Source organism: Ligilactobacillus acidipiscis (assembly GCF_900116935.1).
GTDB classification, from domain to species: Bacteria; Bacillota; Bacilli; order Lactobacillales; family Lactobacillaceae; genus Ligilactobacillus; species Ligilactobacillus acidipiscis.
In genome coordinates, this window is record NZ_LT630287.1 from 1,254,129 (window position 1) to 1,269,942 (window position 15,814).

The 15,814-nt window shown below is 39.7% G+C and carries 12 protein-coding genes; all 12 read left to right on the top strand.

Going from position 1 to position 15,814, the window contains the following annotated elements; translation table 11 throughout:
- Positions 1-2: 2 nt before the first annotated feature.
- The 12 genes from BQ5903_RS05805 (at position 3) to BQ5903_RS05860 (ending at position 15,714) form a co-directional block, all read left to right on the top strand.
- Positions 3-4,433, top strand: a complete 4,431-nt coding sequence (locus BQ5903_RS05805; RefSeq protein ID WP_079579103.1) for a tape measure protein — start codon at positions 3-5, stop codon at positions 4,431-4,433.
- Entirely contained in the window at positions 4,420-5,142 is a 723-nt protein-coding gene (locus BQ5903_RS05810) for a hypothetical protein (protein ID WP_079579105.1), read from the top strand. Before BQ5903_RS05805 ends, BQ5903_RS05810 begins: the two co-directional genes overlap by 14 nt.
- Positions 5,143-5,369: 227 nt before the next feature.
- Complete coding sequence (locus BQ5903_RS05815) at positions 5,370-7,046, top strand: phage tail spike protein (protein ID WP_231920924.1); 1,677 nt, start codon at positions 5,370-5,372, stop codon at positions 7,044-7,046.
- A gap of 11 nt (positions 7,047-7,057) precedes the next feature.
- Positions 7,058-8,980: a glycerophosphodiester phosphodiesterase gene (locus BQ5903_RS05820; protein ID WP_079579109.1), complete on the top strand. Its 1,923-nt coding sequence runs from the start codon at positions 7,058-7,060 to the stop codon at positions 8,978-8,980.
- A gap of 12 nt (positions 8,981-8,992) precedes the next feature.
- On the top strand, positions 8,993-9,571 hold the full coding sequence (locus tag BQ5903_RS05825; protein ID WP_079579111.1) for a hypothetical protein: 579 nt from the start codon (positions 8,993-8,995) through the stop codon (positions 9,569-9,571).
- Between the two features lie 470 nt (positions 9,572-10,041).
- Positions 10,042-10,833: a hypothetical protein gene (locus tag BQ5903_RS05830; protein WP_231920925.1), complete on the top strand. Its 792-nt coding sequence runs from the start codon at positions 10,042-10,044 to the stop codon at positions 10,831-10,833.
- Positions 10,834-10,837: 4 nt separating this feature from the next.
- Positions 10,838-11,374, top strand: coding sequence for a hypothetical protein (locus tag BQ5903_RS05835; protein WP_079579115.1), 537 nt, complete (start codon positions 10,838-10,840; stop codon positions 11,372-11,374).
- Positions 11,375-11,401: 27 nt separating this feature from the next.
- Positions 11,402-11,821, top strand: coding sequence for a phage holin family protein (locus BQ5903_RS05840; RefSeq protein WP_154022020.1), 420 nt, complete (start codon positions 11,402-11,404; stop codon positions 11,819-11,821).
- Positions 11,822-12,865 (top strand): GH25 family lysozyme, encoded by a 1,044-nt coding sequence (locus BQ5903_RS05845; RefSeq protein WP_172823830.1) that lies wholly within the window; start codon positions 11,822-11,824, stop codon positions 12,863-12,865.
- Between the two features lie 158 nt (positions 12,866-13,023).
- On the top strand, positions 13,024-13,284 hold the full coding sequence (locus BQ5903_RS05850) for a hypothetical protein (protein WP_079579117.1): 261 nt from the start codon (positions 13,024-13,026) through the stop codon (positions 13,282-13,284).
- Positions 13,244-13,699 carry a DUF2335 domain-containing protein gene (locus BQ5903_RS05855; RefSeq protein ID WP_079579119.1) on the top strand — a complete coding sequence of 152 codons (456 nt, stop codon included), beginning with the start codon at positions 13,244-13,246 and terminating at the stop codon, positions 13,697-13,699. The genes BQ5903_RS05850 and BQ5903_RS05855 overlap by 41 nt, the downstream gene beginning before the upstream one ends.
- Positions 13,700-15,387: 1,688 nt before the next feature.
- On the top strand, positions 15,388-15,714 hold the full coding sequence (locus BQ5903_RS05860; protein WP_010496057.1) for a hypothetical protein: 327 nt from the start codon (positions 15,388-15,390) through the stop codon (positions 15,712-15,714).
- Positions 15,715-15,814 lie beyond the last annotated feature (100 nt).

Below are 15,814 nucleotides of genomic sequence, written 5' to 3' on the forward strand. Positions count from 1 at the left end.
ACATGGCAAGCGATGGAAGAATAAGAATTGATATAGACATGGCCGTTGATAAAGCCATGCAAGAGGCTAACAAAGTTGACAAGCGCCTTGAATCAATCGGTCAAGGCACTGGCGATCAGTTAAGTGAAGATTTCAATGCGAATGCTGAAAAGGTATCTGATAAATCAAGCTCAACTTCTAAGAAAGTCCAAGATGATTTTTCAGATCCTGTTAAACAAAAACTAGAGGCCGATGACAGTAATTTAAGTGAGAAAGTAGCAAGCGCTAAGGCCTCACTTGAAAAGCTCCCTGACGAAGAAATAACGCGTTTGAAAGCAGATGCCGAAGATGCAGGCATTACTGATTTCGACAAATTACTGGAAGCTTTGCCGGAAGAAGAGATCACCAAATTATTGGCTAAAGCTGAAAAAGGCGAAGTTATTGATTTCGATGAACTGATCAACGAAGTTCCGAAGAAAAAGACTACCAACTTAAAAGCTGATGCCGAAGAGCATGGCATTGTCAATTTCGATAAATTACTTCAAAAGTTGCCTAAGAGTGTCCGAACTAAGCTCGAAGCGATGGCTGAGGAAGATGAAGTCATCGACTATGAGAAACTTTTGCATAGCATACCCACAAAGTATTTAACTGAACTTGAATTGAACGACAACGCAAGTGAGGGCTTACGTAATATCCAGAATGAGGCCGAAGAAACAAAAAACAAATTTGGCAGATTAAAGGATATCATCAAGGGTTCATTTATTGGCGGTGCAGTCTTGCAAGGTGTATCTGCTATTGGTGGATACCTAAAGGATACAGCTGGGGAAGCAATGAATGCTTCTGACGCTATGCAAGGCTTCCAAGCTACAATGGAGTTAGCTGGTAAAAGTAGTAAGACAATTAAAGCAGTTGGTAAAGATGTTAAGCAATATGCTGATGAGACAGTATATGATCTACAAGATGTTTCCAACACAACCGCTCAGTTAGCTGCGAACGGTGTCAAAGGTTACGAGAAACTAACCGAGGCAGCCGGGAACCTAACTGCGGTTGCTGGCGGAACGAAGGATGATTTCAAATCCGTCACCATGGTCATGACCCAAACCGCTGGTGCAGGTAAGTTGACCACAGAAAACTGGAATCAGCTAACCGACGCAATCCCTGGTGCTTCTGGCAAATTACAAGAGGCAATGAAGAAAAACGGTGCTTATACCGGTGATTTCCGGGACGCAATGGCAGACGGACAGATCAGTGCTAAAGAGTTTAATAAAGCGATTGAAGAGCTCGGTATGACTGACAAGGCTAAAGAGTATGCTAAAGGCACTGCTGCCTTTGAGGGTGCTTTTGGTAACTTGAAGTCTGAAGTGGTTAATGGCGTGCAAGCGATGATCGATGCGGTTGGCAAAAGTAACATCACCGGCGCAATTAATGGTCTTGCTGGTGGTGTATCAAAAGCTTTTGGCCTAGTAGTTAGTTCGGTAAAGCCTATTAAAGAGGCATTCAAAGACTTTGGAAAAGCCTTCAAAGACAATGTTGTTACACCAATGGACGATATGGAGGTTGCGAACATCTTTGATGATATGGGCAAAGGCTTTTCATCTGTTGGCAAAGCATTAAAGCCAGTCGCTAAAGCAGTGTCAAATTTTTTTGGTATGTTTGCAGGTGCAACAGTTCGCGTTTGGTCATCATTGTTTGATGGAATAATTAAAGGCTTTACAGACACCGGAGATAGTGCTGATAAAACTAAAAAGAAAATGAATTTCAAGGGCATTGCTGGCACAATTAATAAAATATCTGATGCCGTGAATGAATGGTTTTATAATTTATCGGCAGTTTATGAGCCCTTAGGCAAAATCATTGGTATCATTGCCAAAAGTGCCTTTGATACTTTTGCAGATATTATAAGCGGTGTGGCAAAACAGTTTGGGGAATTAGCAGATAAAGCAAAATCTGGCAAAGGGCCGTTAGGGACTATCGCAAAAGTTCTAACTAACTTATCAAAGCATGAAAAAGGTTTGTCACTAGTTGGTAAGGCTATTGGATACATTGGTACTTCCATTTTTGCATTAAAGGGTGCAGGCAAAGTCTTGTCCGGCGTTTCGTCGGCAGTTGGTGCATTAACAAGATTGCCAAAATCTATTGGCAAATTAGGCGGTGAAATTGCCTATAAACTTAATGTGAAAACGAAGCCGGCTCGCAAGGCTATTTCAACCTTTGCCACATACGCTAAAAAAGCCGGTGGTGGCATTAAAAAGGCGTTGACATGGTCAGCTAAAGTCACTGCTAAAGCTGCTAAAAAAACGGTGCGTGGTTTAGTGACTGTTGCTAAAACAACTGGTAGGGGCATACGTCTTGCGTTCAACTTTCTAAAGGCCAATCCGTTTGTGTTGATCGTGTCGGCAATCGCTGCGGTCATTGCAATTTTAGTCGAACTATATAAGCACAACAAAAAGTTCCGCAAGTTTGTTAATGGCATTGTTAAGTCGGCTAAAGGTATTTTCTCAGGTGTTACAAAATGGTTTGGGAAAATGAATCGTGGTGCCGTTAAACACGTTAAGAATCTATGGAATGGTACAAAAAAACATTTTTCCAACGGTTGGAATAATGTAAAAAAATGGACTAAAAACGGCAAGGATAATATCGTTAGCGGTTTTAATAACATGCGAAAAAATTCAATCAAACACGCCAGATACCAATGGAAATCAACTAAAAGTCATTTCAAAAGTGGTTGGAAAAGCGTTAAAAAGTTAACTGGTGACGGCAAAAATGCAATCATCAATCAGTTTAAAAATATGAAAAAGAATTCTAATTCGGCAGCTAAATCAATGTGGAAAACTGCAAATAGAGATTTTAAAAATGGTTCTAAAGTAAACCAAAATCTTACCAAGACAATGAAAGATGTTGTCAACGGTCACTGGGGCAATTTAAAAGGTGACCTGTCAAGAACTGGAGCAAGTATTAAGAAAACAGCTCACGATCATTTTGCAGGTATGTATAACAGTCTTAATAAATTGAGTGGTGGTAAGCTCGGTGTCTTAAAAGACAAGTTCACAAACTTTGGTAAAAGCGTCAAAGGTATATTCAAAAGTATCAAAGATTCGATTAAAAAACATATTAAGAATGGTATTAATGGCGCTATTGGGTGGTTAAACAAAGGCATCGGCGGTATTAATTCAATTATTCATACTTTTGGTGGATCTAAAAACGCTATCCATAAAATCAAGAAATTGAAGTCTGGTGGTTCTGGCTATCGTGGTATTGCACAAGTTAATGACGGCAACGGTGAAGAGGCTATCCTCAAGGGTGGCCAAGCTTATAAAGTCACTGGTAAGAATGCTTATGTCAATTTGGAAGGCGACGAAACAGTCGTCCCACATGAGGCCTCTCGCTCGATGTTTGGTGAATCTATCGCACATTATGCAGGTGGTTCAAAGAACTGGTTTAGTTCATTGACTGGTTGGGTTAAAGATAAGTGGGACGGTATCGTCAATTTTATCAAGCATCCGATTAAATCGCTGGGCAATATCGTAACTAATGCGATGGGACGTATCAGAGGCTCGGAATTGGTTACTAAAGTTACACCGGCCTTAGGTCATGGCTTAGTCAAAGGTATTTCTGGCGCATTCGTTAAAATGCTCAAGAAGTTGAAGAATAAACACGATGAAGACAAAGATGCACCAAAAGGCGCTGGTGTACAACGCTGGAAAGGCCAAGTGAAAGATGCCTTGAAAGCTAATGGCTTATCAACTAGTACAGCTATGGTTAACAAAGTTTTACGTCAAATTGCTACTGAATCTAGTGGTAATGAAAAAGCGGTGCAGGGTAATATTGGCGATAATAACAATAAAACTGGTGACCTTGCTAAAGGCTTGATGCAAACAATTAGCACTACATTTTACGCCAATGCATTTAAAGGACACCACAACATTTTTAACGGGTATGATAACTTGCTTGCTGCTTTACGTTATGCGAAAAAGCGTTATGGCTCTAGCCTGTCGTTTCTAGGCAATGGGCACGGCTACAACGAGGGCGGACATCCCAAATATCCACAATTAGCTTGGTTGTCTGAACATAACCCTGAGTATGTAGTCAATGCACGAAAAGACAGCGCTGATGGTTTGTTGATGGATGCCTTGAATGAGCGTGCAGCGTTTGCACCTAATTCGTTGAGTGCCAAGATTGCCGGTGTGGTTAGAAGTGTACAGGCTTCTAATGGGACAATGACACAGCCAACCTTGACTGGTTCTAACAGTCAATCAAGCAATCAAGAGATCGTCATGCACGATTATGGTGAGAAACTGGATAGCCTCGGCAAGAAGTTGGATGCTATCGTTGACAAGCGTGTCACAGTTGACGGCCAAAGTTTTTCAAAAGCATATGAGAACTATGGATCAGTTCAGCGTGTCCAACGTCAACAGTTTAATGACAGGGGGTTAGCAATCAATGCCAACATCTAATAAAGATTACGGCTTTACTTTTAATGGGCATCATTCATCAGATTTTGGGTTGAAAGTCATGTCCGATAAAGCTGTTACTTTGCCTGCTAAAAATAAGGTCACAGTTCAATTGCCATATGCTAATGGCTTGATTGACCTGTCAGATATATACGGCAACAACTCGTACGGTGAGCGAACAATGACTGTTTCATGCCGATTATATACAGGCAGACTTGATTATATGGCAACACAAAATATGTACCACGTGATTACCGATTGGTTAATGGGTACAAAGGGCAAGACGAAGTTAATTGACGACGCTGATCCTTACCGTTTTTATTTAGCTGAAGTTGAAGCCGCGCCTACGATCACAGAAGGATCTGTATACTCAACCATTGCAGTTGTGTTCCAGTGTTATCCGTTTTTGTTCCATCCGAATGAATATAATGAGCTTTGGGACACATTTGACCTTATCAATGGAGTCATGCAACCAACTGAATATGACATAAGTGGATCTGAAAGCATTGTGCTGGTCAACACCGGCGAAGCGCAAATTAACTTGATTTGCGACGCCAGTTCAGACTTTAGGTTAAATATTGATGGTGTCATTTGTCCCATTTCAGCAGGCATGACCGATAACATGGACGTCCAACTTCAACCCGGTGAGAATCACATTAAAGTCACCGGCAACGGTACGCTCAAACTTGACTGGACAGAGGAGGTAATTTAGTGGCACGTGGCTTTTGGATAATATTAAGGCAAGGGTTGAATGCTAAACAAGAATTTTCTCTAAACTCGGACACATCAAGTGGTCGGAGGTTGATGTCGGCAGTTGTCACTAAAAGTGTGGATAGCTACCCAAGTTTTACATTTTCACTGGATCCATCACATCGAGAGTATGCGAACATCTTTCCATACCAATCTTTTGTTAGGGTTTACCGACCGGACACTCAAATTATGATCTTTGAAGGGCGTGTCTTAACTTCAAATGACCAAATGGATAGTTCCGGGGCAATTAGTAAAGAAGTGACATGTGAGAGCTTAGAAGGCTTTTTACACGACAGCACACCGCCGTTTAAAGAGTTTCACAACACCACAATTAAGAACTTTCTAAAGTGGCTTGTGGATGAACATAACAAGCAAGTCGAAGATTTCAAGAAAATTAAATTGGGCAAGGTCACTGTCACGAATAGCACCGATAATGTCTATCGATTTATCGACGAGACCAAAGACACATATGAAAACATCAAAGGAAAGTTAATTGATCGCCTTGGAGGCGAAATCAGAGTCCGTCATGAGAATGATGGCCTCTATTTAGATTACATGCCTCAAATTGGCAGTACAAACAAGCAAAGCATTGTTTTAACGCAAAACATGGTCTCACTAGCTCGTTCAGTTGATGCGCAAAGTGTTGTGACGGTGCTAAAGCCTTTAGGAGCCACACAGGAACCAGCAGAGGGCGAAGCTAGTTCAGACAACGCAGAAGTTGCCTATCCTCGGTTGAATATTTCAAGTGTCAACAACGGCAGTCTTTTTTTGGAAGATAAAGCATTGATTGCACAATTTGGACGGAAAACAGCCACGCAGGTGTGGGACGATGTGACGACTACAAGTGCTCTACTTTCTAAAGGCAAAAAGTTCCTTGCAAGCCAAGCTAACATCAACATGCAGCTTCAAGTCGGTTATGTCGATTTGGCATTTATCTCACCCAGCAAATTTTCTATGCTTGATTGTGGGGACACCGTACATGTCAATAACAAACTTCAAGGCATCGACATGGAGCAACGCATAACTGGTCTAACATTGGATTGTTTGAGCGTCGCTAATTCATCACTCACATTAGGCGCTAATGCGATGAATGGTTCCACTTATGAAGCTATGTTGAACAAACAACGTAATGCTGAAAGTAGCAACTTTCTTAATAAGCTGAATGCTTATCAGTGGTCGCTTGCCAATATTTCTGAACAAGTCAAGAACAAGGCAACATCGACAGACATTAAAAAATTGCAAGATCAAATCGACAAGCTTAATCAAGGAAGCTGGACAGCCGGCACACAGTTCATGGATATATCAGACTATCAAAGCGCGTTTACCCAGCAGAACTTTGACACACTTTATTCGCAAGGCATTAAAGGTGTGATTATCAAGCTAACGCAAGGTTCGGAAAGTGGAACTGATTATGTAAATGGGTATTTTACCAACCAAAAAGGATATGCAATCAATGCCGGCATGAAGTTCATCGGGACTTACCATTATCTCACTTCAACCAGTGTTGCTAATGCGCAAGATGAAGCTAGATGGTATCTTAAGCAACTTCAAGCAAACAACATTTCTAAAAGCACCATCGTGGCGTGTGATGTTGAAGCTGGAACTTTATCCAGTGATAAAACGGCGCTGACTAATGAAGTTAAAGCGTTTAATAAAGTTCTGTCAGACGCTGGCTACACTAATACGGCCGACTATAGCTCAAGCTCGTGGATGGGCACACGCTTCACATCACAGTCTAAGTACAAATGGATAGCTAGTTGGGGTGTTTCTACACCACCACAAGGTGCAGACGCTTGGCAATATAACAATACGTTTAATGGAATATCGCTTGACGTGGATAAGTCCTACAATGAGGCATTTATTTAGGAGGTTTTTAAGTGACAAATTTAAAAAGAGAAATAGAATTCCCTAATGACTATGATAAGAAAAAAGTTGATTCACGGACACAAATTAGAAGTAATGCAATTCGTGATTATAAAGCAGCGCGTTATGGTGGTGACATACGTGAGGCAATGGCAGATGGTGTTGATATTAGTAGTGTGATTGCTACGGAAGCTAATGATAATAGCAAAAGCGCTAAGTTAATCGCAAACGGCACTCAGAATCGTCTCGACGCCCAAATCAACGGTCAGGACAAGGATAACGAAAGTAAAGACGCCCGTGTCTCCAAGGCAGATGGCAAGACGTACAACATATTGAAAGACCGCCTAGACGCGATGGACAAGAAACCGCAGCAGGCAGTGGATGACTTAGAAATCGGCGGGACTAATTTGCTTACCAATTCGGACGTGTGGTCGACAAATGACGAAATCACATTTTATAATAATGACTTGAGCATAGATATCGCTGCCTTCGTGGGTAAGCACCTCACGCTGTCTTTTCAGTTTGATGTTGATAAGGTAACCTCAGTATCTAGTTTTAGCAAAATGTTGATGAATATGACTTTCTATAAAGATGATGAAAAGATTGGCACCTATAACTGCTGGAGTAGAGCTCTTGAAACAGGTGATAGTTTCCATGGGAAGCGTATCAGTAACACGATTACAATACCTGAAGGGACTAACCGCATAGGCAGTATTGGAGTGAAGTCTAAAGGAATCAAGGGAAAAAATTTAAAATTTGGTCGTCCCAAAATCGAACTAGGCACTAAAGCTACCGACTGGTCACCAGCACCAGAAGACTCACACCACCACCAAGCTTTCAGGAAGGGCACACGTTTCTTTGCTCACCGGGGAAACACAAAACAAGCTCCTGAAAACTCACTCCCTGCAATCAAGCGTACGACTGGCTTTGCTGGCGTCGAAATTGATATTCATGCAACCAGCGATGGGCGCTGGGTGGTGATGCACGATGGGACAGTCGATAGAATGACAAATGGAACAGGCGTGATAGCCTCGTTTACTTTCAATGATCTGAGAAAATTGAGAATTGATGTAGGTAACGAATTCTTTGAGCATTGGCGAGATTCAGACTTACTCATCCCAACATTAGAAGAGGCTTTAATTATATGTAAAGAAAGGCAATTGATACCGATTATTGAAATTAAAAAAGATGCAGGAGAAGTTTACACATCTGATAATTTTGATAGTTTGACTAATATAATTAAACAATTTGGTGTTGAAGACGAAATGATTTTTATTTCGTTCGATTACAACAGCTTAAAAGAAGTTAAGAAACGCATGCCTTTAGTTGAGGTTCAATATTTAACAAGTGACTTGACTAGTGGCCTAATTTCGCAAGCTCAACAATTAGGTGTTAATAGTGGCTTAGACGTTGAGTACTCGGCTGATAATCTAACCAATGGCAATGTCTTAAAAGCACATCAGGCTGGTTTGAAAGTCGGTGTATGGTGTCCTAATGATGATAGCACACGTAATAGTTTGTTAAGCAAAGGCGTAGATTTCATTACCACAAACGCTAGCAGTGGTGAACTAATGTGGCACTATTTAAACGAAAATGATATGTGGCATGGTTGGTATAACATTCAAAACCCACACTTTAGTAGTTATGTTCGCGAGGTAGCACCAGGTGAGATTGAAATAGCGTTCAATATCAAAGGCGGCACCCGCAAGCAAGGGACGGTTGTCTTCACACTGCCTGACTGGGCAAAGCCAGTTGATGACAGATGGCTATCTTGTGCAGTTAGAAGGTCTGGTGGCGTTGATATGGGCACAGTTGATATTAATTTTAGCGCTGACAAGAAGACTGCAGAAATGTCTTGTGGTCTAGGCTGGGACGCTGTGCCAGATGATGAAAGCAGTGATTACTGGGTATCTGGTGACTTGTTCTACCACATTTAAGGGGGTGTTAATTTGGTTAAATTTACGCAAGCACAAAAAAATGAGTTCGATAAACTATACACGAAAAGGAATAGTATGACATTGCTTGACGTACTGCAAGAAGTGCAACGCAATGAGCTAGGCTATCCTGTTTTATATCTGTATTTATTCAGTGGCGAAAATGATTGTGCCAATCAAGATAATTTCGCAAAAGTTTGGTTAGACCCTAGTTTGATAACGATCAAGTTTGACATGTATTATTTGGTATTGTTTCCACAAATGTACATTGCTTTAGACCCCGATGGAAAAGTAGAATTTACTCAGAAATGGGACTTTAGCATTGCTTATCAGAAAAAATTTACGCAAGTTGACATCGACCAAATGCAACAGCGAGACGAATTTAAGAATCGCATTAGCCTTAATGCTTGCAAGGTTGAAGTTGAAGCTGACGATGTTAACTATCCGCCAGAAGTCGACACAGACGATTCTGGGGACGATAGCGAAGATGTGGATGATTCTACCACAGATGATGACAGCGTGGCGTCTGATGGCTCAGATGACGACCCTAAAGTAGATGAAGCAGTCGCTGATGAAAGTGAGCTAAAAGGTTAAGAAGGTGTATATATGGCAGATGAGAAACCGTGGACAATAAAACAGCGATTTGTCAAGGATGGTTGAATTGCAAGTAAAATCAGACCAAATTAGAAACAAAATCAACAGTTTAGAGAATGTAAAAAAAAGAAATTGAATTACTTCAATTATAGACGTGAGAGAGTGGTAAAAGATAATCAATTAATTTTTATGAATATAGTAGTAAGGCATCTGGCACAAGCTAGGTGCTATTTTTGTGCAGAAAGAAGGAAGGAGACAAATAAGCCATGAGGAAACTATATCTTGGCAACGGCAATAAGCAGTTCAAATTTGCTGATACCACAACTGAAATACACTTAAATGCGTTCGATGATGGTAGCGCAGCAACTTTAACATCAGGCGCAAAGGTCAGAATCAAAAACGACTCTGGCTATCTGCTGGGGATAAGTGCCAGTATCACGGACAATCATGCTGTTATCACTAGTGGTCAATTGTCTAATTTGCCAGTTGGAAGCTATCTGATTGAATTGTGGGACACCGTAGATGGTGGTACTGCAATCTATCCTAGTGAGGGATTTCTAGCATTACGAATCAACGAGAACGTCACTGGTCTGTCTGGGGGAATTGTCAGCAGCATTACTGTCGATGATTTCGTTCAGCAATTCAGTAGCCTAAGCGAACAACTCAAACAGCAAGTTTCCGACGCAGTTGCCAATGGTCTTAAAGGTGAAAAGGGTGACGATGGCCTATCTGCTTACCAAGTTGCAGTAATCAATGGTTATCAAGGATCACAAACGGAATGGCTTGCCTCTCTCGTTGGAGATAAAGGCGATACTGGCGACAAAGGAGATCCGGGGAAAGACTTCCAAATTGTGAAGACATTCCCGTCCATTGCTGAAATGAATGGTGATGGTTTTTCTGATGGTGACTTCACCATGATTGCAAGTGATGTCAATGACCCAGACGATGGCAAGCTTTACGTTTGGAACGGAACAGGATTCACCTATGTTGCTGACCTAAGTGGTTCACAAGGGATCAAGGGTGACACTGGTGAAAAGGGTGACCCTGGCGATAAAGGCGAAACCGGAGAACAAGGTCTTTCTGCTTATCAGGTTGCTGTGAATGCTGGCTTTCACGGCAGTGTCGATGAGTGGCTGACCTCGCTCGTTGGTGCTAAGGGTGACACAGGTGAAAGCGGTAAAGACGCAGTAATCAATGTCGTTACCCAATCACAGTATGATTCATTGGCTGACAAGTCTGGTGTTTACTTTATTGAGGGGTGATTAAATGCCAACTATTAATGGTAAAGCGTGCGTTGTTAATGGCAAGACAGTCGACAAGGTGTTCAGCAATGGTAGGCAAGTTTATGGGAGAAATCTTTTCCTAAATTCTAAAGCACTTGAAACTACCTATCACGCAAATAGAGCGAAGGTAACGGTAGAACCTTTTGATGACACTACTAACATGTGGCATATTGCGGTTCCACAAGGCATTGGTGATAATTTTGGCATGTATCTTTGGAATTATGGCAAGGGAAAAGTACCAGATAATTCAGATTGGTCTTATAGCGCTGATATTAAAGGTATCGGTGATATTGAAAAGTTTGGTCTAGAAGTTAGTAGCAGAAACCCAGTAGTAGGTACTGTCGGTAGTGAATGGTCTCGTATCAGTCAAACTGGACAGATTGGCCATCCTTGGCAGAAGACAATTGTCATGTATTTTGATACTACTAATAGTCCATTAGACGTTTATATCAAACTACCTAAGCTAGAAATTGGTAACACACCCACTCCTTGGAGCCCAGCACCAGAAGATGTCATGTAATTAAGAAAAAAGGAAGAAGGAATTAAATTGACACCAGTAACAACAGTACCGTTTCACAATTTATTGTTTCAAAACATGAGAAGTATGGTCGATAACAAAATGATAATCGTTTTTCTAATTGTGATTATTCTGGACATTTTCACTGGATATGCTAAATCATTCCTAGCCGCGGATACAATGGCTAAGACGCAAAGCACTAAGGGGCTTAACGGGTTGATCAAACATGGATTAGTAATCTTGATTATTTTAGTTTTGTATCCTTTGATGACTGCGATGGGTTATGAAAGCTATGCTGATATAGTTGTAGCATTTTATATCCTAAATTATTCAATCAGCATTTCAGAAAACTTAGGACAAACAGGTATTCCAATTCCTAGTTGGTTAAAAAATAGATTAGCTAAACTACAAAAGGACTATGATCACAGCGATGATAAGGGGGATAAATAAATGAGCTATCCAAAATTTATTGATGTTGCAAGTTATCAGCCAGACACTCTAGCATATTTTCGAGCTGCTAAAAAATCAGGCATTAAAGCCGTTATCGTTAAGTTGACCGAGGGTGGAACTGGTACAAAGTACGTTAACCCGAAAGCAACTAAGCAAATTAAGAACGCTAAGGCTGCTGGTTTGATCGTTCACACGTATCATTTCCTAAGAGCAACGTCTGACAATGACGCTCGTGGTGAGTGTCGCTATTATGTGCAACAAGCTAAAGCACGTGGTATTGGTGATGACTCAATCATGGCTATTGATGTTGAAGCTGGGAACTTAACACATAATAAGTCAAAACTAACCAGTTATATCAACAGTTTTACAGATGAACTTCATAAGCAAGGTTATCCTAACATTGCAATCTATTCTAATACAAGTTGGTTCACTACTCGCATTGACCGCAGTAAAACAATTGCACGTTCATTCTGGTGTGCCGCATATGGTGTTAATCAACCAGGCATTGACGATGCAGCAGCATGGCAATATTCATCTAACTTTAGGATCAATGGTTCACGGACTGATGTTTCTTATGACTTTACTGGCTTTTATACTGGCGGCGCTAAAGGAATAGCTGCAAAACCACAGCCTAAACCAAAGCCACGAGCACAATGGGTTAATAATAATGTAACTTATAAGCTTAAAACGGCTGTTAAGCTCCGTAAGGGTGCTTCAACTAGTTCGAGTGTATTAACTACTTTACCAGCTGGTAGCGTGGTTAAAACCGATCGTGCTATTATCCAAGGTGGTTATCGTTGGGTACGTCAGCCACGTTCAGGTGGATATGGGTATCTTGTAACTGGTCCAGCTTCTAATACTCTAGAATATGTAACAACAGTCAAGAATGCAGCTAAACCTGTTACACGAGTTTATACCGTTAGATCTGGTGATAACCTGTCAGTGATTGCTAAAAGGCTTGGTGTATCCACTAGTTATCTACAAGGTAAGAATGGTATTAAGAACGCTAATATGATTTTTGCTGGTCAAAAACTAAAATATTAATGATATAATGTTTCTTGGTAGTTTAACCCCTACCAAAGATTATTATTATGTGTATCGCGTCTGCCATCAACCCGGCAGGCGTTATTTTTTTGTGCAAAATGCTTTCCTTTTGAAGTATATCTTATGGTAGAATATAGCTAGTTAAGGGAGGAATAGCCATGGGTAACTTATATATAAAGTTTTTTCGCGGTGTTAACGATAACTTATTTAGCTCTTTTAGAGAAGTTTTTGTGTCGGTAGCGAATAAAAGTGTAAGAAAAAAAGCTAATTTAAAAGAATATTTGTCTTTTTATGACGTCAATAGAAAAAACGATTATGAGAAAATAAAAAAAGATTACCAAAAAATAGGTGACGACTTGTTTGGAGAGTTAAACAATTATGAACGAAGAAAAGGGTACAAACTCACAACGAGAAAGTAGTAATGATGTGGACCAGGTTGTTGATAAGGTCAATGAAATGCCTGACGATCAAAAAGAAATAACAATGTCCAAACTAGAAATGTATTCTGGCCCGATTCCCCACCCTCGTTATTTAGAACAGTATGAAAACTTAGATCCAGGTGCTGCAAAATTAATTATTGAAAATGGTGTTGATGAATCTAAATATCGTAGAAATCTAGAAAGTAAAACGCTCGAGTTTTCTCGTCAAGATCATAAACGAAGGGATTGGATGGGTTTTATAATAGGAATAGTTGCAATTATCATCAGTTGCATATTGATTTATAAAGACCATGTGGTTACCGGAACTATTTTTGGCGGTTTTACAGTAATTAGTTTGGTTTCTTTATTTGTAGGTGGTAATGTCTCAGATGAAGAAAGTTCAAAAGATGAGTAGAAAATAAAAAACTTCAACTTATACCAAAGCCCCGAGCAATCAGAGGCTTATTTTTGTGCTTTAAAAAATCTTTCTATATGATTAACGGATATATTATTAATCCATGCTGTACAGCTTATAAAAAAGTAGTTATAATAAAATAAGAGAAAGAGGATTGATTATTTAATATTCTCTACAATGGCTCGGGCAGTGATGTTCGAGCTTATTTTTGTGCATGAAATTTGGAAAAGTGTTAAACTGTTTCTCGTGATATACTTAGCAATATCACAATGATTCTTTCATGGAATCGCCTCCTGGTGCCTGCCTTTAGTAGGTACTTGTTTTGTTAATAGTAGATGCCCTTATAGTGTATCTCAAACAAAGCTCACTCCGTTTGGGGTGGGCTTATTTTTTATACAAAAAAGCTCTGTATGAGCAACACACAGAGCAAGACACTAGCGATAACGAGCTAGACAAACGACACCAAAGATTGACATAACGGTGTTTAAGAAGTGACCAAGCTTCTTAATATAGGGATAATAACCCCGTTCAATACAAACTAATATTATACCAGCATAGGCATATCTGTCAACGAGAACATATTATCGAATTTGCTTTTTTTATTTACAGATTAATAGTAAAATTATTAATGGCTTAGCGTTGACCAGCGCATTCTATAAGCCACAGGGGGTGACAACTCTGTTCAATACGATTGGCCAATTTTTAATTGGCGTGTTTTCGAGCGTAATTGCATACTTAATCCAGCGTGTTCTGGATAAATTATTTGATAAACGTTCGAAATAGCGACCAAGAACCTATAGAGATGTGGAAGCAAGCGGCCCAACATCTTTTAGGTTCTTTTTATTATAGCATTTTTAACCGTTTAAATAAATTGAACTAATTTAAAAGCCCCGGAGCGATCCGAGGCTTGGTTTTTGATCCAAAAATTGATTCACAAACGGTAATTTTACACTCTCTAAATAAAGCCCCACATTTTTATGTGAGGCCTTACAGTTTATGAAACTGCTAGGGTGGGGCGAAAGAAGAATCAAAAGATGGTTCTTCTCTCTGCCCACAAGGTTAAAAAGAGAAAATTTGTATAGGCGAATATTTTCACCGAGTAACTGAACAATAATCTAAACCAAACGCCTTCTCCTCTAACCTTGCAAATGCAGTATATTCTATTTAGAAGCCAAATACAACAACTAAATCTGCAAAAAGGTACAAAAGCCCAAACGACTTACGTACTATATTGTTTATAGGTAATGTGTTATACTAATTGTTAGTTAAAAATTTAAGTAATTTACCATACAGATTTTAATTTGATAACATTTCGCGTGATCGGGCGCAGCCTTGGAGCTGTAACGGTATTATAGAGGCGGGGTAGTACTACGAAAGATAGAATTATTTCTATTTGCGTAATAGAATTTCGGAACGATTTAAATTTGATTTTTTAATTAGAGGGCGTTGTGCAATTATGCATAGCGCTCTTGTCAATTTAAAAAATAAACAAGCCCCCGAGTAATCGGAGGCTTGTTTTGACCCAAAAATTGACCCACACAAGATGTTATTTGGTGCTATCTATTTATATTGTATTAGTGTACAAGTAGCTTATTTACAGCTAATTACATTAAAATAATGTACTCTGGTAATTGCTCTTGAACTAGAGTAGAATACTAAATAAGAAATTTTGAAAAGCGGTGTCTTTTATGAATGTCAAGGAACTGTTTACCATGAAAACACTTTGGTGTATTGCATTTGGGGCGGTATTTTCATTTATCGTTCCAATTATTGGCGCAACGTTGGACTTGAATGATATTATGAAGGTAGGATTTATTTTATTAGGCACAAATGTTGTCTACTCGATTATTTTAGGGCTCTTCGTAGGGGCTAAAAATATTTCATGGCTAGTACTTTTAATTTTTCCAGTGTTGTATTTAATTGGATACAGGTATTTTTTTGATGGCTATGCGTTATATTTTACGTTAGTCTATCTCGGCCTGACTTATCTTTCTTATGGGATCACCAAAGATTAAGAGGAGTTGCACGTTTGTTTATCGTTAGTAGACATGCGTGCTTTTATTTTAAAGAAAAAAGTTGTTAACTTGCGGGGTCAAAGAACACTTTCCCATTTTT

Bases quoted from the DNA above. Each gene is read 5' to 3' on its own strand.
- BQ5903_RS05810 (WP_079579105.1), top strand. From the start codon at position 4,420: ATGCCAACATCTAATAAAGATTACGGCTTTACTTTTAATGGGCATCAT.
- BQ5903_RS05805 (WP_079579103.1), top strand. From the start codon at position 3: ATGGCAAGCGATGGAAGAATAAGAATTGATATAGACATGGCCGTTGAT.
- BQ5903_RS05850 (WP_079579117.1), top strand. From the start codon at position 13,024: ATGGGTAACTTATATATAAAGTTTTTTCGCGGTGTTAACGATAACTTA.
- BQ5903_RS05845 (WP_172823830.1), top strand. From the start codon at position 11,822: ATGAGCTATCCAAAATTTATTGATGTTGCAAGTTATCAGCCAGACACT.
- BQ5903_RS05860 (WP_010496057.1), top strand. From the start codon at position 15,388: ATGAATGTCAAGGAACTGTTTACCATGAAAACACTTTGGTGTATTGCA.
- BQ5903_RS05855 (WP_079579119.1), top strand. From the start codon at position 13,244: ATGAACGAAGAAAAGGGTACAAACTCACAACGAGAAAGTAGTAATGAT.
- BQ5903_RS05815 (WP_231920924.1), top strand. From the start codon at position 5,370: ATGATCTTTGAAGGGCGTGTCTTAACTTCAAATGACCAAATGGATAGT.
- BQ5903_RS05835 (WP_079579115.1), top strand. From the start codon at position 10,838: ATGCCAACTATTAATGGTAAAGCGTGCGTTGTTAATGGCAAGACAGTC.